Origin of the sequence: Methanobrevibacter sp., assembly GCF_045539575.1 — an archaeon.
GTDB lineage: Archaea > Methanobacteriota > Methanobacteria > Methanobacteriales > Methanobacteriaceae > Methanocatella.
Map to the genome: position 1 here is coordinate 22,547 of NZ_JAZQFM010000007.1, position 20,141 is coordinate 42,687.

The 20,141-nt window shown below is 32.5% G+C and carries 5 protein-coding genes; all 5 read right to left on the reverse strand.

Going from position 1 to position 20,141, the window contains the following annotated elements; translation table 11 throughout:
* Positions 1 to 25: 25 nt before the first annotated feature.
* The gene (locus tag ACKI30_RS00830; protein WP_407409072.1) at positions 26 to 160 is read right to left on the reverse strand and encodes a hypothetical protein; all 135 of its coding nucleotides are present in this window, start codon (positions 158 to 160) and stop codon (positions 26 to 28) included.
* Between the two features lie 258 nt (positions 161 to 418).
* Positions 419 to 10,885 carry a hypothetical protein gene (locus ACKI30_RS00835; protein WP_407409064.1) on the reverse strand — a complete coding sequence of 3,489 codons (10,467 nt, stop codon included), beginning with the start codon at positions 10,883 to 10,885 and terminating at the stop codon, positions 419 to 421.
* A 42-nt stretch (positions 10,886 to 10,927) separates the two neighbouring features.
* Positions 10,928 to 14,155, reverse strand: a complete 3,228-nt coding sequence (locus tag ACKI30_RS00840) for an Ig-like domain repeat protein (protein WP_407409066.1) — start codon at positions 14,153 to 14,155, stop codon at positions 10,928 to 10,930.
* 23 nt (positions 14,156 to 14,178) lie between these two features.
* Positions 14,179 to 16,866 (reverse strand): Ig-like domain-containing protein, encoded by a 2,688-nt coding sequence (locus tag ACKI30_RS00845; RefSeq protein WP_407409068.1) that lies wholly within the window; start codon positions 16,864 to 16,866, stop codon positions 14,179 to 14,181.
* A gap of 31 nt (positions 16,867 to 16,897) precedes the next feature.
* The coding region (locus ACKI30_RS00850; RefSeq protein WP_407409070.1) for an Ig-like domain repeat protein at positions 16,898 to 20,141 on the reverse strand (3,244 nt) is incomplete at its 5' end.

Genomic DNA, 20,141 nt, shown 5'->3' on the forward strand with positions numbered 1-20,141 from the left:
AAATAAAAAATAGAGTAAATTTTATTTACTCTGCAAGTTCAACGTTGTCACTTTGGCAAGAAGGACAAACTACTTTTCTTCCGATACCTTTAAAGGTATTTCCACAGTCGTTGCAACGGTATTTTTTTGTTTTCAATTTTTTCAAATCAATATCAGCCATTGGCCCTCCACTAGAACACATTTTAAATCACCTGTTTAGAAATATCTAGTGATAATTCTTGGCATGTTATACTCACATTAGTGAGAATTTCCAAGTTATCCCAGATTATATTCCTGTTTGTTAATATTTCAACAATTATATTGTAGTTAAAAATAATATAAATAAGTTTATGATTGACCTCATCATGCAGTTATCTTTAACTGTTCATTGAAATCAATCTGTTAAACTCATTTAAGTAAATGCACAATACTTTTGAAATTATACCTTTATCACCTCATTTAAAATGGCCTTGTTCCTCCAAAAGTCAAACCAGTTCATAATATCCTTATATGTTTTTTTCAATCCGCCTAATGTAATTTTACCTTCATATTCATCCTGAAGGTCTGAAAGAGTCCTTCCCATGAAGAATCTAACCAGAATATCCTGGTGCAAGTTAGCATCAAACTCTCTCAACTGTGCTAACTCATTTTCCATGAAATTAATCATGTCCTGTAGATTATCAGGGAGGTTATTAGCATTATTAAAGATAGTATAATACTGTGTTATATGCGGATCGCCTGCTTTAGCTTTCATGTGATTTAAAAGTTTATATTCCATTGAATTCAGTATTTTATTAAGTCCCGGAATGAGTCCTTCTACAACAGTGTTTTTATTTGAAAATTCACTCCTGAGTTTCATTTGTAGAATCTGACTTATAAGGTTATAACACTTAAGGGCACTTAAGTTATTTAATAAATCCAGTTCTTCCGGATATAATACAGCATTTTCATTGTCAAACAATATTTTATTCTTTAAGATCAAGGACAATATTAAATTATATCTGGCCAGATTTTTAGTTTCCTGGGTAACTTTACCTCCTTCATCAGAAACGAGCTTATTGAAATCATTCATTATTTGGATATTGAAACTTTGTTGGTAATTTAAAGTCATGATGTCAACAAGCATTTCGAAATCAGCTTCATTTAAAATGAAAATACCATCAAATGCGACGAATAATTCACTGCAAATCTTGTTGAGTATCTTTTGTTTAATATCCTCTTTAAGACTGCCATCCTCATTTAATCCATAAATAAGGTATTGTGTGAAATTATACTGATTTTCCATATGGAGGTTCATTAATGCAAATACCAAAGTCCTTGTAAATTTGGCTGCATCTGAACTTAAGTCAACACCATAGGTCTTCTCAAAACTTTTAATGTAATAATCTTTCTTCTCCTTATCGGTTCTGAGATTATCGATAACGTCAAGAGTTTTCCTCAGGGAGTTAAAATCATTTAGAATATTTTTATAGAAATCTTGGAAAAATTTATCTTTCTTATCCGGTGAAATGTTGCCCTCGACAGATTCGAAATATGATTCCGGGGATAAACCTTCAAAATATTTATTCAAATAATATTCATGCAGGTTTCTGTTTGTCAAACCAAGGTAAAACATTTCAGTTTCAATTACAGTTTTGATTGTTTCAGCATTACTATTATCAAGACTTAAAAGGAAATTAACATAGCTGCTGTCGAAAAATTTAAATGTATTATCCTCTAATATGCGAATTTTATGATTATGAGTATCATCGTCCATATCATTTCTTGATTCATATTCCTCTTGGAAAGAATTTGAATTTTTGAATAAGTTAAAGTAATTTTTAGAGTAAACGGATAAGCGGTTATTCAAATTAACACATTCATCAAGAGATAATTCTGATAATCTGCTTAAATCATTCTGGAATACTTTAGAAATACTGTAATATGCATTAGGGAAAAAGACTTTAAGAACATTTAAATTAGTGCTAATGGACTTTTTCACTTTGTTTATATCGGATAAATCACTTGATTTAATTTTAAAGAATGTGGAACCTGTAGTCAAAATCTTATTTTTAGTTTTTATATTTGATTCTTTGATTATATACTGGTTTGCAACATTATAAATATTTATTAAATCATTTTTAGTTAAATTCGGTTTATCCAGATTTTCCAGGATTTGTTGTGAAAATTCTAAATCAGGATTTAAATGGAATTTCAACCTTATTAAATTTTTAATATCCTCATTTTCCATAGTTTTCAGTACTTCATCCTGAATTTTAACCGGACTGGAAAATCCGACTGAATCCTTAAAGAGTTTATTTAATTCATTTATAAAGTTAGTGTAACTTTCTATGTCACCAGCGTTAATACCGTCACTATACTTGCTAGCCAATTCTGAAGCCTTGTCCAATACCCATTGACCCAGCTTTTTATTGGTTTTCATTATTTTATCCACATTGCTTTTAACAGAATCCATAGCATTTAGCATTAATTGTGCAGCTTTTACTGGACTTAATACGATTACATTATCTTTTTGAATATGGTATTTTTCTTTTTGAGGATTTTCATTTACAGGCTGATTTTTAATGTTTTTGTCTTTAAACAATTTATTTAATTCATCAATAAATATAATATAATGTAATTTATGGGAATAAGTTGTAATTTTAATCATATATTCCTCATATAAATCATCAATTTTATTTTTCAATGAATCAGCTGATTTAGGATCTTCTTTTCTAATCTGCTCAACATAACCGTTTGCCTTTTCAAGAGTATTTTGCATATAACCTATAACGTCATCTAAAGAAGCATCTTTAACATTTTCCTTTTCAATCAAAATATAATTATTATTTGCATTTGAATTAGGATTATTATAGAAATAATTCTGAGCAAGTTCAGCAAATTTCAAACGGGCCTTTTCATCAGTACTGAATCTTTCATAGAATTCTTTCATCTTATTCATATCATTTTGGAAATTGGTTTCAAGAATAAATCTTGCAACATCAGGATACTCATTTTCAAGTTTAATCCAGGAAAGTAAAAATTTATGATACTCCTCTGAAATATCAGTCATTATTTCATCCGGCTGAAGAGAGTTATCCTTTAAGATAGCTGTAATAACAATTAAAGTTCCATAAGTATTCAAATCCTTAGAATTAATCTGTTTTAAGATATCAACGTATCTATTTTTGAATTGATTAAATCCTTTTGTATACTCATTTTCAGGTACGTTAGCAGATTTCATGCTGTCAACATATTGTAGGTAACCTTGGTAAATAGCTGTTGCCTTAAGTACAAGTGAGTTCATTAAAGCAGAGTCAATATTGGTTGTTTGAATCTTTTTGATAGTATATGCATTTATTTCTTCAATATTACACTCAGAAACTTTTTTACCGTTGATTAAAATATCCACTTTACTAACGTCTTCAATATTCTTTATTTCCACTACATTCGGCGCATCCTCTTTTAAAAGATTAAGGCGAATGAACTCGATGATGTTTTCTCTGATATTTTTATAGTTATTTTTAAAGTCACCATGCTTATTGGCATATGTCGCCAAATCAACATTATTAAATAAAAATTCTGATACAAATTTAGAAACAACAGGATAATTATCCTCTATCTTTTCCCAGGAACCATACAGCCTTACCATATATGGATTGATTATATCATATTGTTTTTCAGGCTCAAGATTTGTGTTTTCCATAATCTTTTTAATGTCTTCAAACTGGGATTTTGTTATACTGGAATCTTCTTCAGCAGGTTGATTATTACCTGGTTTGTAGTTTTTAAGGAAATTAACAATTGCCTGACGAATATCAGGGAAATTATATTCGTTATCATCTATAAACTTGTCCAAATCTCCTTTCATAAGGTCTTTTAAAACAATGTTGGAAATTTCACCATATTTTTCAACAAATGCTTTCCAGGAACCCATGAAATATCCTTGTTCTTGGGAATTGTAGATATTACTAGGATCATTATCGTAAATACTGTTATCACGGATAATCTTTTCAATATCTTTCAATATTTCAGGAGTCAGAACAGGACCTGAAACAGGTATAGGATTAGGCTTAGGATTGACATTTGCATTTCCATTATAATGGATTTTATTGTGAATAGCGTTATACCATTTGATTAAAAGAGCTTTGTCATTGATGGAATTAATATAATTCTCATAAGCTCTGAAATCGTTGCCTTGTTGGAAAGTTCTGAAATCTACACTTTGAGTATTGAGATATTCGAAAACCTCAGCATATCTGTTTGGACTGTGATATGCCCTATAAAGATTATTATTGAACAGATCTTTCATTTCAGTGAGGTTTAACGCATTTAAATCCACATCATCATTAAACACGCTGAAGAATATTATTCTATTTAATATTTCATTGTATCTGTTGTAAATATCCTGAAGAGGAGCATTAAATAAATGATATGACATTATAAGTCCAGGGTCTCCATCAGAAAAGATAAGGTTGTTTTCATCTTTGTTTTTGTGTAAATACTCCCAGAAGAAGATGAAATATAATAGATTAGAGCGTATTTGGCTTGTCAGGTTATTATTTTTTAAATTCTTAACAGTATTGTTATTCAATTGATTAATCATCACATTAACTTCATTTTCCAATACTTTTGTGTTATTCCTATATTCCTCTAAAGCATCAAATATTATATTATACATGATTAAAAGATTTTGACCATCATATTCATCTGCCACTTCAGGAAACTCCTTTCCATCAAAAAGTGAATTGATTATTGCGTCATATGTGATAGTATCATGAGCCTTGAGATAATTAAAGTCATACTCTATATCCTTAATCATCTGTTTAACATTGGCATCGGTTAGTTCCATCTGATTGTAATATGCCTTCTTGTTGAAAATATTGTTATAAATATTGGCATTATCCACCAACCTGGCAATATTAGTATTCATGCTTTTTAATATTATTTGATTTCCCTCAATAACACCAATCCTTGAAAGAATGTCGTTAATGGAATTCACAACACTTGTGGCGAAATCATAATAAGATACAGATACGCCGTTAGCATCCTTAACGTAATACTGACTTTCCTTATTATTAAATGTCCATTTAGTTTCACTTATCAAAGGCACGTCATACTTTTCGCGGTATTGGTCCATTAAAATCCAATATGCAATAGGAGATGAAGTCTTAAGTAATTTTAACTTCTGTGTTATATTAGCAACATCAATATCTGAAAACTGATCACTAGGTTCTTTATTCCGTTGCATTTGCTTTGCAGTTTCCAGATCAATACCCAATTCCAAATTGATAAGAGATGAATATTGATCACCGAATGCCTTATTAAATGAATATGTAGAAGATGCTTCAGCTAACAGCAGATCTATTAGATTCAATCTTGTTTTATCTATACTGCTATCTTTCAAATAATACTTATTGAAAACTGTCATATAAAGTATAGTTCTTCTGTGAAGCCTTTGAAGTTCTTGTTCCGCACGAGTGCCAGGAAGATCCAGCTGGTCTATAAACCATCTCACAACATAATCTTTATTCGCAACAACATAATCCATCATATTTGTGAAATTGAACAAATATGAAACCCTGCGCCCGAATTCAAATGATATCCATGTACGACTAATGTCAACATTATGTATTTTACTGCGATATAAGTCAATGTCGATTGGTTGATCAAAGAATAACTGCCTTTCTAGAGCATATACCGCTTGAAGCTCCTCTCTAAAAGAGGCCATAGTATGGTAAAATGATTGGAGAGTATCAATTGAATTATTACCAGCCCAATTCAAAATTCTGACCAATAGATTGAAATTTGGAGTTTGCTGTCCCAAGAATTTAGCAGACGGATCCAAACGTTGGTAATTTCCTTTATAATATTTAATCAGGTCTTCAATTATCATGTCAGCGAGTTGAGATGAATTTAAACCAGATATATCCTTATTAAATATATTATCAATGTCTTTAGATTCCATCAATATTACGTAAAGTTCAGTTAATCTTTCAAAGTATCTTTCGGAGGTATCACTAATATTACTTAATTTATTTAAATTCTCAGTTTCATCCCATATTCCATGGAATATATGAATACCATTGAAGCTTTTAATGAGCTCACAGCACTGGTCATAGAAATACCTATTAAGAATTATCTTATTGGAATCACTTAGAGCATTATACACATGCATATAATGAGTGAATAAATTTTTAACATAATAAGTATTAATATGGGCTTCATTTATTAATTTTACATCTCTGTGATATAAGTTAAAGTAATCATAAGCCTGCTGATATATTGTTTTTGCAGTTTTTAGAGCGGTTTGAGGATTTGAGTCATACAGTTTCTTCATACTTTTATACCAAGCATTATATTCTTTTCCATCAAATACGCTGCTTATAACCTCATTATATACTGTGACGTTGATTTCACGCAATAACTTCAGCTCTTTTTCAATATCATTAAGCATATCATAGAAATCCGCTCTGTTATTAAAAGTATTAATCCTACTGAAAACGCTGTAATATACGTTAGTTTTAATTAAGTCAGGATAATTAAATGAAATCGCATCATAATACTCACTCATATTCATTTTAGGAAACTTGGTCAGATTAGATAATCCTGCATAAACCTTCAACATTACTTCAAGGTCATTATGATCGCTATTTTTATAAAGGTCAATTAAAGTTTTATATTTGTCAAGATTATCAGGGTCATTTTCAAACTTCTTATCCAACTGATTAATAAGATTTGAAATACGTGACTCAATCTGAGCAGTAATGTTAACTTGACCGTCCAAATCAAATCCGCCTATATTGGACGAATTTATAAGTCTATTCAATTCATTTGAAGCACTTTCATAAATGTTCTCCCATGCTGTAATTGACATGTGATTAATATTATAGTTAAACAGAGCATTAACAGTACGAGCATGACCCTGAGGACCTATATTTTGATTGTAGAACTCCATGTAATTACGCATATTTTGACTTAATTGATTCCAACCCAAATTACGAGCACGATTATACAAGGTATTGAAATTAATAAGCAAATTCATAACCCTCTCAGCATGAGTCTGATTATTATTAGCAAATCTATATGAATTCAAACTAAGCATATTCCTTATATAATTAACATTCGGATTATTTTCAATAGTGCGTAGAATATATCCATTCGGATCAATTATATTATTAATGAATACATTTCCTGCATCCAATGGAACAATATCAGCAGCAGGAGGCAATCGTTCGCCTTCCGCAACAGGATTTTGATTATTTGATACCCTGTCAATAATATTAATCGGAACCTCATCCGGAGCCAGAACTTGTTGTCTAGCTAAAATAGTTTGCATAGTAGAATATAAAGCTAACACTTCTTGCATATTAACATTAGGACCTGACAATGTAGGTAAAACGTTTCTAATTGTATTAATAAACTGATTATACTGATTACCAAATGAGTTTATGAGAGCTTCTAAATCAGCCTCAAGAGAACCTTTCAATTGAGCCTGGAAAGCAGGATTCTCATTTAGAGCATCCAGACCACCAGCACCCTGACCTCCTTGAGGATTTCTAGGAGCCGGAGGGTTTTGTGGAGCTACACCACCATCACCAGGGTTTGCACGATTATTGAAAGCCTGATCAACCTGTCTTATGAAATTAGCTTGAGCTGCAAATCCTGACTGAGCTAAACCTAAACCTATAAATGCAAAAGTCAATGTATGTTTCCAGACATTGCTGTAATCATGATAAACATTACCTTCTATAAGACCGTAAGTTAAACCGCTGGCAGCACCAATACCTGCACCTGCAATACTAGAAACAACAAGTCCTGCAACACCAGGCATAACTGAACCAATAGCTGTACCTGCACCATAAGTAAGTGCAGCAGTAGCAACCAAAAATGCGCCTTGAACAAGACCGGCTTTCCAATTAGCCCATGCCTCATCAAACTCAACATTAGATGAAGTAATGCCTGAACCGCTGTATGCACAGTTTCCACTTTCGAAATTGAAAATATATTTACCTTCAGTGTTGCCGCTGAAAGTAGTATTTATACAGTTGACAGACCCGCCATAATTATAAATAACACCATAATCATCATCGAATTCATTATTCCTAAATGAACTGTCATAAATTGTTAAAGACCCTTTATTATAGATAATGGAATCATCACCCTCATTATCATAAAAGTCACAGTTAACTAATGTACATGAACCCTCATTTGAGAAGAAGTAATCCTCTCCTTGCTTATTGTTGTGGAACTTACAATCGATATAAGTAACTGACCCCTTAATATTAACCATTAGATTTTCGAAGTCAAATCCGATGAAAGTCATGGTACTCGGAGATTCAATTGTCATCCTGTTGAATTTGACTTTATGACCGTTGCTGTTGAACACAATAGCCATAGCCCTATCAAAAACAGGATGTAAATCAAAATCATAATCTCCTGTGAAATTAATATACAAACTCTTAACCTTATGATTACTGAAATAGTTTCTAAGATTATTATAGGAGTTGGTATCACTTACATTGAAAATTTTAAAATCATCAGTCTGATAATTCTCTTCAAATTTTTCATAATAAGTATATCCATGAACATTTTGCATTGAGAAAGCGTCACTTTTAAGATATGAATTTCCAGCCATGTAACCTTGAGGTTTACCGTTACAAATTCTTAAATCAACTGAAGATGACATGTCCGCATAAAAATCGGAAGTTGAATAATCACCGATATTATCTGCCCTGTTACCTTTAAACCAGCAACTGTGACATGTGACTTTACCACCATGTGAGCGGAATACTCCACCATAATCGCCGTTAACAGTAGAATAATCTATGACATTATCCACAAAAGTAGATGTATATGCCTCAAAACTACCTGTAACGAAAAATGCAGTATTGAACCTCTCAACAACTAAACCAGATATTTTCAAAGATCCATACTTACCTATATAAGCTAAATGATAATCATCATCGTCATCATTACCTGTCATCTTAATAGTCGCACCGTTACCATTGATTATTACCGGACAATAACCTACATCCAGCAGATACTGATCTTGAACAGGAGTATAATCTGGACCTGGAGGGTCTTGTTCCATATGCCTGTAGTTATAAGACCTAATTTTATTATAATCATCAGTGTTGAACTCATATGTTCCATGGGCCAGATTGATAGTTACCTTGTTTGCAGTGATAAATGTGTTTAACATGTAAAATGCATTGATTAACTCTGATTTGGAGTGGACATCAATAATCAATTCCTTGTTTTCATTAATAAGCTCACGGTCTACTGTTGCAAAATATGAATTCTGAGCAAATACTGAATCAGACAATTTATCCTTAACCAAATTATTGTCAACACCATAAAAGATTGTAGTGGTGAAATTGCAGCAATATAATGAATCTGATTGGAATTTACCGTAAAATCCATTGAAAATATTTACAGAATACGGTTCTGCATATAAAATGGAAGCATCCATTTCCTGAGTGAACCAACCCCAATACTCAGCTTTATTATCATAAAATCCGCAGTTATCAAAAAATACTGTGTTGTAATTATGAACTATTGTACCTGAGCCTGAGAGTTTAACATCCAGTTTATAAGCCCTATTCTCTCTAAAAATACAGTTTTCACACAAAAGATTACCCTGATTGATGAAAACATGATTAAACTTATTTAAGTTAACATTAACAAAATTGACATTGGCTTCTCTACCGATATACATGAAATTCAACAGATCACTGGCATCCTCATGAGGAGTTATAGTAGCACCGTTACCATTAACAATCAGCTGACCGTTGGCAATTCTGCTTGCATAATACCATTCCTGATCTTCCCATACCTGATCTTTTAAAGTGTAGGTAGTGCCCTCTACAAGATTAAGCTTAACAACATCATAATTAAAAGATGAGCCTAAAGAAGAGAACTGATTTGACAATTGAGCACTGTTATTGATAGTGTTTTCATACAAAAGATAACATTTACCAAATACATCCAATACAAGATAAACATTATCCTTGATAGGAGCAATATACTTTCCTTCTTCGTGATAAGTAAAATTATAATTGTTCCAGCTATGCATCATACGGGCGCCTAAACTGCTTTTGTCTAGAGCAGCAATAGTACGGGTACCGACGGTAATCTGTTCACGGGCAGACAAATCGGTGAACTCACCATCTGAATACATAGTCCAAATCATCAAGTTGCCTGTAATATTCAAATTACTTGGAAGATAAAAACTGGCAATACCGTTTTCATCAATATTAGCGAAAATAATCCTGTCATAAGCAATAAAAACAACATTACCCTTGCGGACAGGAGTGCCATTTTTATTTAACACCTTAACGCTGTATTTTTCACCCAACTCATATAACTTGATATTTTCAAATATAATCTGGACATCACGTTGATTCATAGGAACATCATCGACAACTATGCTTTGACGGGTTACAGCACTTCCATAGTCATCATCATTTGAATATATTGAAGATATCTCATATGTTCCGTTAGATGTTATATATGAATTTAAGTTAAAAGAGGCATAACCAAAATAATCAACTTTGCTTGTATTTGCAAGCTTGTGATTTACATAGAAATCAACATGCCCCCCATAAACAGCTATTCCTGATTCATTAACTACTTTAACTTTATAATTATCATGGAAATCATACTTGGAAATATCACCTGTAATAATTTCATAATGTTTTATATTTGAAGAGTTCACCAGAGATTGCTCATCTAAATCTCCTGGCAAACCCTCCCAAGTATCATTTTCTTCGATTTCTGAAGCATCATTAACAACACTAGCAGTTTCATCAATACTTAAAACGCTAGTTTCATTATTCGATGCAATATCGTCAGATGCATAGGCAGCGCCCACACTTACCAACAATATCATAAACACAAATAAACATTTATACATCTTATTCATAATCAATCCCCGTCTAAATTGTTATTAATTGTATCACCGTTTTTATATTGCCTTAACCTTGGTTTTTAAGCTGATTTTAGAGTAATAAATATTAACTGTATATGATTTTCCTTTCTTGAGTTTATTTATCACACTTTTCTTAATTGTAACCTTTGCAATTCCATTTTTATCGGTTTTCACTTTGTAGGTTTTACCATAAAATTTGAAAGATATGCTTTTACCTTTAAGTTTTTTATAAAGCTTAACTTGCAACACTAACTTTTTAGCTGTCTTTTTAACATTAACTGTCTTTTTAGAACTTAAAATCTGTTTTACTTTAACTGTATTTTTAATAGTTTCTCCTCTATATGTCGCAGTAATAGTATAAGTTCCAGTCTTTACAGTATTTGGAATTTGTAAACTTGCATATCCATTTGCATTTGTTTTGACTGTATAAGTCTGTTTATTTAATGTAACTACCACTTTTTGATCTGCACCAACAGGATTTCCATTATCATCGTAAACCCTGAAAGAGTATTTGGTTCCATCGAAATAGTACATATTGATGTTTTTATTTCCACTGAATGCTGGTGCAACAGAAATATGCTTAGTTATATTTAAAGTGAGGTAGATAACTTCAATAGTATGGAATCCTGGGTTTAAATAAGGATTAATACTTGCAATACCCTCACTATCAGTGACTGATTTTAAAGTTTGTCCGTCAATGGAAAACAGCACTTCCCTATTGGAAACGCCATTTCCGTCCTCATCATATAATCTTACTGAACATTCATCTGATTGCATCGCGCCAAGCATAATGCCATATGTCTTGACATGAACACTATTGTCGATTTTATCGGCAGCATAATTTTCGTCACCCTCATATATGACTGACACATCATGATTTCCTGAACTTACATTTGAAACTTCAATAACAGCATTACCGTTATCAATAGCTGCTGTGTACTCATCATTGCCGAATAAAAGTTTTATGTTGCCTGTTGCGCCGTTATTAACAGCCACATTAAATGTTATGCTTTCACCATTGACAACATCTTCATTATAGTCCACTTGCATATTGCTCTCTGGAAGAACAGTGAAATTTGCATTTGTTATAACTGTATCATAATTCGGATTATTGAAAATTGCATTTGCATAATATTGTCCGGCAGGAAGATACAAACTGATTTCACCATTACCTCTAACTACACTAACATTCATTAAAGTTCCATTAACATCAATAGTATACTTACCGTCAACCCATGCCTTAACGGTTAAAATAACACGATTTCCATAATCGGATTTATTTGCAGAAACATTAATCCAATTTTTCTCTTTTAATATATTGAAAGTAGCAGAACTGGTTGAACTGGATATGTTTTCATCTTTCATATTTTCCGCATATAAATTATATTTGCCTACATTCAATACTGGAATAAAAATATAATCTGTATCTGCGGTTGTTGCATAAACGCCTCTTCCGTCTTCATCATAGACAGTTACAAGAATATAAGTCATGTTTTCCACATTGAATGAAACCACAGGGCTTCTTCCATAATTAAAATCTTTTATAGGGTCTATTGAAATTGATGAGGATGTCCTTGAAATCTTGAACAGTCTGGAATCCTGACTTCCCAGATTTCTGCTATTTGGAAGATTATAGACAGTGATTTTATAGTATTCATCACTGGCAGGCAAATCAACAAGTACACGTCTTGAATATTCATTGACAGTGCTGTTGAAATAAACAACTGATTCATCCTCATTTGTAATGACCGCTCTGACATCAGTACGGTTAACAACATCAAACGGCACAACACACTTACCGTATGTAAATTCCTCACAATCTGAGATATTTAGACTGATTGAACTTGCAAACCTTTTTAATGTAAATTTACCGCTGCATGCAATATAGGTATAATAATCCTCATTTGAAAGATATGCCTTATATGTGTAATCTGCATCATTGAAAAGGAACATATTATAATACTGTTGACCAAAAACGTTTGTTGTCAAAGTAGTATTTACTAAAAGATTTTTCTTGGAATCATAAATTTCTAAAGTAATATTCTGCCCGCTAGCACCGGTATGATATGATTCCAAATCACTGTTGGTCCTGTTGCCGTTCCAATATCTCACATCTCTAAATTTGATATCTGAATCTGCATAAATTGCATTAAAGAAATTATTCCATCCGGTCAGCTCTAAAAATAAACTGCCTTTAGTCAAATTTGCTTTTAAAGAGTAGGATTTTACCTTATTGTTAAAGAATTCAGAACCGGTTACGCTGCAATTCAAATTAGCAGTTAACGGAGCCCAATAAATTGCACTTCCTTTTTTGTAAGCAGTGTTAAAGTCAAAATATGAACCGTCAATACTGCCTTGTGAATTATTTAAAAGTATTGCACCACCTTCATCAGCGGAATTATATTCAAAATCGCAATATTCCACCATGCAAGTTGAATTGATGGAAGATATTGCACCTCCTTTTACTGCAGTATTATTCAAAAAGAGGGTTGAAACAATATCAGCATTAGAATTATTGACATACAATGCTCCGCCTTTATCGGCACTGTTATTGATAAATGAATTGTATTCAATGTCATTCTGATTCAATGAGTTTAAAAATACTGCTCCACCGTCATTTTTAGCAGTGTTATTGATAAAATTGTTGAAATATAATTTTTCATCAGCGCCGTCACTATAAATTGCTCCACCGTATTTAGCGGAGTTGCCGGTAAAATTACAATCAGTTATATAGGAAATAGCTTGTGTATAAATGGCGCCACCGTAATTTTCAGCTACATTATCCATAAAAGTACAATTATCCACATGCAAAATTCCGGAAGTAGCTTGAATCACTGCTCCATTATTTTCTTTAGCGTTTTTAAAGGTAATATTTTTCAATATCACCTCTGCTGCACCTTCTATGTAGAAAATGCCAGATTTTTGCTGAGCATCAATAGTATGTCCATTTCCATTAATGGTCAATGCCTTTTTAATGGAAATTTTATTTGATTCATCCTGAATAATATCCTTATTCAATATAATTGTATCACTATCGCTACAGCCATCAATTTCATTTTGAAGTTCTGAGAACGTATTGCCGTTAAATTCCTTATTTAATCTCACAACATCCGAATAATTATTAGCGCATAAAATATCATCAGAAACACTTATGTCACTAACTATTGTGTCATTTGTAATATCATCAACTTCGGCTGCGCTTGCCGCACCCATTATCAGCAGCAATGCTGCAAATGATATTAAAATGATTTGATATTTCTTCATTTCTCTCACCTAACTAATTGTAATTATTTTTTAACCTTGACTGTTTTTTGAACTGTTTTTTTACTGTAAGTTGCACTATATTTTATATTTTTACCTACTTTAAGCTTATTGAGTATGCTGCTCTTAATTGTAATGCTTGCAACACCTTTCTTATTGGTTTTAGCTTTATAAATTTTATTGTTGAATTTGAACTTGATAGTCTTACTTTTAGCTATTTTACCATTGATTTTCAAAGAAGCCTTAATAACTAACTTTTTGGCTGATTTTTTAACTGTAACCGCACCAAGAGTTAACTTAACATTCTCATTTACCTTAAAACTAACAGATTTTGTATCGGATTTGAAAACACTGTTAGCCGCAAATGTAGCGACTGCACTATATGTGCCTACTTTAAGGCCTGAAATTGATTTGGTTCCTTTACCGTTAACTACACTAACAGAATATGTAGTGGACTTGATTTTAACTTTAACAATGCCTGTAAAAGCGCTGTTAGTAGTAACTGTAATGACTGATTTTTGACCCAGATAATTGCTTGGAACGGATATTTTCAATTGAGGATTCTTTAATTCAACAGTTCTGATTGTTATAATGACATTTTTAATGAAACTTGAGTATTTGGAATCTCCTTCATATAAAATTGTAGAATTATAAACTCCATCCTCCAAACCAGGAATTGTCACAGTTATATTTCCATTTTCCGCATCTTCTACTGTAGAATAATTATTCAATATGACCAGAATCCTACCAGTGGCATCATCCGGCATGACAATAGTGAATGTTGGAACAGTACTGACGACCGGAGATACAATATCAACTTGAGGTTCAATTTTTGGAACATAAACCTCTTTATTGGTCTCGAAAGAATTTCCCGCACTATCAGTTAAAACGACACTTACGTTATTGGATTGTGGATTTAAACCGGATACAGGAATGTTATTTATTCCGCCTAAAACAGCATTGGTTGACAATAGCTTCTTATTAACGTAAACTTTAACATTGCCGTCAAATCCTTCAGGCAGGCCCAAAATTATATTACCTTCACCATCTTGAGAAAATTCGTCTGGAATTTCCAAGTCGTTTGGACCCACGGTTACTTTATATTGATATGCGACATTCTCACCGGTTTCGTTATCATAATAATAAAATGGATCTTTATCAAATTCATCACCGTCATATTTCAGTGTGATGATATTTTCACCTAAATGAAGACTGGAAGATGGAATTGAAATGCTCATTTTACCGTTTACAAGTTTTTCGGTTGATATATTTTGGCCATTGCAAAATACAGTAACATTGCCTTCTGCACCTACATCAACACTAATAAAAGCGTCTTCGCCAATAGTCAAAACATTCTTAAACTCGACATTAGGAATGACGTCAATAGTAACTTCCTTGTTAACATAATACTTTTCATCATCATACAGCAGTGCAACTTTATGTGAACCGACTTGCAATGAATCCAATGAGTAAGTAACAACAGAGTCTGCAGCATCAAGATCAGCAATTATTATATTATCTAAAAAGATGCGCAATTTGCCCTGAGCATCACTTGGGAAATCAACTCTGATTTTTTCATCACTGCCATATCTCACACTGCTTGGAACATATATTGCAGGATTGACAATTAACTCCATCTGGAATGTTTTTTCACCATATTTAACATCATTATAAGTGAAATTCAAGACATTTTCACCTAAATTAAAATCTGATAATGTTAAGCTTGCAAGGCCGTTTTCCAAATCAATACTGTGAATTTCATTGTTAACTTTAATCTCATTACTGCTTGCATCCTTAGGCAAAGCAACTGTGAAATTAACTTCATCACCATAATAAACATTGTCCGCACCTACAGCAACGTCAAAAAGATATGTGACATTAAATTTATCGCTGAAGGTTACATCTTCCCAGTTACCGTCATAATACGAAACTTCATATGTGTGCTGACCTATGGACAAGTCATTCAAATCAACTAGAATAACCTGTTTTAATTCGTTTGATTCCTCATCATATTTTAAATCAAAAACCGGTCCGTTCATTATCTCTTTACCATCTATTAAAACGCGAAGGTTTCCTAAAGTGCCTTCAACATGTATACTCATAAATCGGTCAAATGCATCGCCAATAACTATTTGGGGAGGAACATCAACAGTTACATGATCTGCATTTTCAACAAAACGAACAAGACCGTCATTTGTCTCACTTAATGTTAAGCCGTACTTATATACGACAGTGACATAATATAAATCCGGAGCTATGGAATAGCTAATGTCGGTAGGTCTGATAAAGAAATAAGAATACTCCTTATCATTTTCATCAGCTTTCTTATCTAAGGATTGAATATCTTTATTAAAAATCTCCACTGCATCGTCATCTTCACCAATGACAACAGAAACACTTCCTCCAGATTCATTAGGTGCATATACATAAGCAACATAATCAGAATCATTATTTATATTAACAGAATGAGGATTCAAGTCAGCCAAATCGTATGAATTCACTTCAACATGACTTTTAACTTCACCAATAACCTCCTCATCATCTACTGCATTAAGTACATCATCAGCTCCATTTGCAGAAATACCTTCAACTTCTGCAACATCTGAAACCGTAGCATCAATATTGCTGTTTATTCCATCTTCTGCTGCGGAAACAAAACCTATTCCCAACAACAGAATCAGAAATGCCATCAAACATGTATTAATTATTTTCATAAATTTACCTCCCATCATTTTGAATAATTAATTATTTAACATAAACGATTGTTTTAACACTCCTTTTATAGTAGGATATTAGCACGGTATATTTTTTACCTTTTTTGAGCTTATTAATAACATTTTTAGTAATTTTAACTTTAGCTTTACCGTATTTATCTGTTTTTACTGTATATTTTTTACCATAGAACTTGAACACGATTGTTTTACCTTTAAGTTTCTTTTTAAGATTTGCTTTCAATACCAACTGTTTGGCTGTCTTTTTAACAGTGACTGACTTTCTGCCATTCAGAATTTCTTTTATTTTCACTACATTTTTAACTGTCTGTCCTTTGTATGTTGCAGTAATAGTGTATGATCCTTTTTTATACACTGTATTTGGAATTTGAAGACTTGCATATCCATTTACATTTGTTTTAACAGTGTAAGTCTTTTTATTTAATGTAACTACAACTTTCTGATTTGCACCGACAGGATTTCCGTCATTGCCGTAAACTCTGAAAGAGTATTTGGTTCCATCGAAGTAGTACATGTTGATGTTCTTGTTACCGCTGAATCTGGAAACGATAGTAATATTTCTGGTAACATTTTCAGACTGGCAGGAAATTTTGATATCATAAGTTCCAATAGCTAAGGATAATGTAACCTTAGCAATACCGTTTGCATCAGTGGTTGATTTAAATGTTTTTCCATTAATGGAAAACAATACATCTTTATCATAAACAGCATTTCCATATTCATCAATCAATTTTACTGAATAGGTAACGGAATTAGCCCATCCGTATTTGGCATCATATGCATCAATCATTATCTTTTTAACATGGAAAGTGAAATTTGTACTTTTTGGAGCAAAGTGACTGTCACCGGAATAGTGAACTGAAATATTATAATCACCAGGAGCCACATCAGAAATTGTAAACAATGCAATTCCATTATTAAGCTCTTTGGAATAATCTTTACCTGCAACATTTATTGTTACGGTTCCGGTTGCTTGATTTGGAAGTATGACATAAACGCAAAGCTCATTGTTATATGTTGCACCAGCAATCATATCATAGTCTTCAGCCGGCAAAACACTGAATGTTGCATTTGATATGATTGAATCATAGTGTGAATCAGCGAATGAAACATTAGCATAATACTTGCCCACATCAAGGCTCAATGAAATGGAGTATATTCCGTTTACAACATTGATTGTACTGATATTTCCGTTTAAATCAAGCACATAAACACCGTCAACATCAGCGAAAACCTTAAGAACCACATCATTGCCATAAGTAACAGTCTTAGCAATAACTTTAACATTATTCACAATCTTATAAACCTCAAACACTGTATTGGTAACTGTAGTATTATAATTATCGTTTTCAAAGGTCACATTGGCATAATACTCACCGACATCCAAACTCAAAGTCCTTGAATATCTGCCGTTGACTATTTCAATTGTAGTGATCTCGCCATTCAAATCAAGAGTATAAACGCCGTCAACATCAGCAACAACCTCAAGAACTACATCATTACCATAAGTGACACTATTTGCAGTAACTTTAACATTGTTTACAGCCTTATAAACCTCAAACACAGCATTTGTAATGACATTTGAATAATTACCGTCAGCAAAGGTCACATTAGCATAATACCTGCCAACACCTAAAGATATGGTAAAGCTACCTCTATTATTAACAACATTGACTGTCCTTATAGTTCCGTTAACGTCCACAGTGTAAACGCCATCTACATCAGCACCAACCATAATCACAACATCTTTACCGTAAGTTACACTATTAACAATGACTTTAACATTATTCACAGCAGGATAAACCTCAAACAAAGCATTGGTAATGACACTTGAATAATTGGCGTTATCAAAGGTCACATTAGCATAATAACTTCCTGCACCTAAGGACAATTTAAAGCTGCCTCTTTTATTAACAACATTAACTGTCCTTATAGTTCCGTTAACGTCCACAGTGTAAACGCCATCTACATCAGCACCGATCATAATCACAACATCATTACCATAAACAACATTATTAACAATGACTTTAACATTGTTTACAGCAGGATAAACTTCAAATTCATCATTGGTAATTATATTTGAATAATTACCGTTATCAAAGGTCACATTAGCATAATACCTTCCAACACCTAAAGACAAGGTAAAGTTACCTCTCTTATTAACAACATTAACAGTTCTGATAGTGCCGTTCACATCAACAGTATAAACACCGTCAACATCAGCACCAATCAAAATCACTGCATCATTACCATAAATAACATTATTTACAACAACTTTCACATTATTCACAGCAGGATAAACCTCAAATACTGCATTGGTAATGACACTTGAATAATTACCGTTATCAAAGGTCACATTAGCATAATACTTGCCAGCACCTAAAGACAATGTAAAGTTACCCTTATTATTTACAACATTGACTGACTTAACAGTTCCATTGACATCAACAGTATAAACACCGTCAACATCTGCGGAAACAATAATCATAGTTTCTTTGCCATAAGTAACACTCTTAGCAATAACTTTAACATTATTTACAGCAGGGTAAACCTCAAATACGGCATTAGTAATAATATTAGAATAATTACCGTCATCAAAGGTTACATTAGCATAATACTTGCCTGCAGCAAGACGCATTGTTCTGGAATATTTGCCGTCAACTACATTAATTGTACTGATTTCTCCATTAAAATCAAGAGTGTAAACGCCGTCAACATCAGCAACAACCTGAAGAACAACATCTTTTCCGTAAGTTACACTATTAACAATGACTTTAACATTATTTTCAACAGGATAAACTTCAAATACAGCATTGGTAATAACATTTGAATAATTACCATTATCAAAGGTCACATTAGCATAATACCTTCCAACACCTAAAGACAATGTAAAGTTACCCATATTATCTACAACGTTAACTGTTTCAATAGTGCCATTAACGTCAACAGTATAAACACCGTCAACATCAGCAGAAACATAAATCACAGCCACGTTTCCATAAGCAACATTATTAGCAATGACTTTAACATTATTTACAGCCTTATAAACCTCAAACACGGCATTAGTAATAACATTAGAATAATTTTCGTTATCAAAGGTCACATTAGCATAATACTTACCAGGAGCCAGGCGCAATGATCTGGAATACTTACCATTAACAACCTCAATTTCAGTGACCTCACCATTCAAATCAAGAGTATAAACACCATCAACATCAGCAACAACCTGAATAACAACATCATTACCATAAACAACA

What these genes read in the sequence shown, in the direction of transcription:
- ACKI30_RS00830 (WP_407409072.1), bottom strand. Translation starts at nt 160, where the DNA reads ATGGCTGATATTGATTTGAAAAAATTGAAAACAAAAAAATACCGTTGC.
- ACKI30_RS00835 (WP_407409064.1), bottom strand. Translation starts at nt 10,885, where the DNA reads ATGAATAAGATGTATAAATGTTTATTTGTGTTTATGATATTGTTGGTA.
- ACKI30_RS00840 (WP_407409066.1), bottom strand. Translation starts at nt 14,155, where the DNA reads ATGAAGAAATATCAAATCATTTTAATATCATTTGCAGCATTGCTGCTG.
- ACKI30_RS00845 (WP_407409068.1), bottom strand. Translation starts at nt 16,866, where the DNA reads ATGAAAATAATTAATACATGTTTGATGGCATTTCTGATTCTGTTGTTG.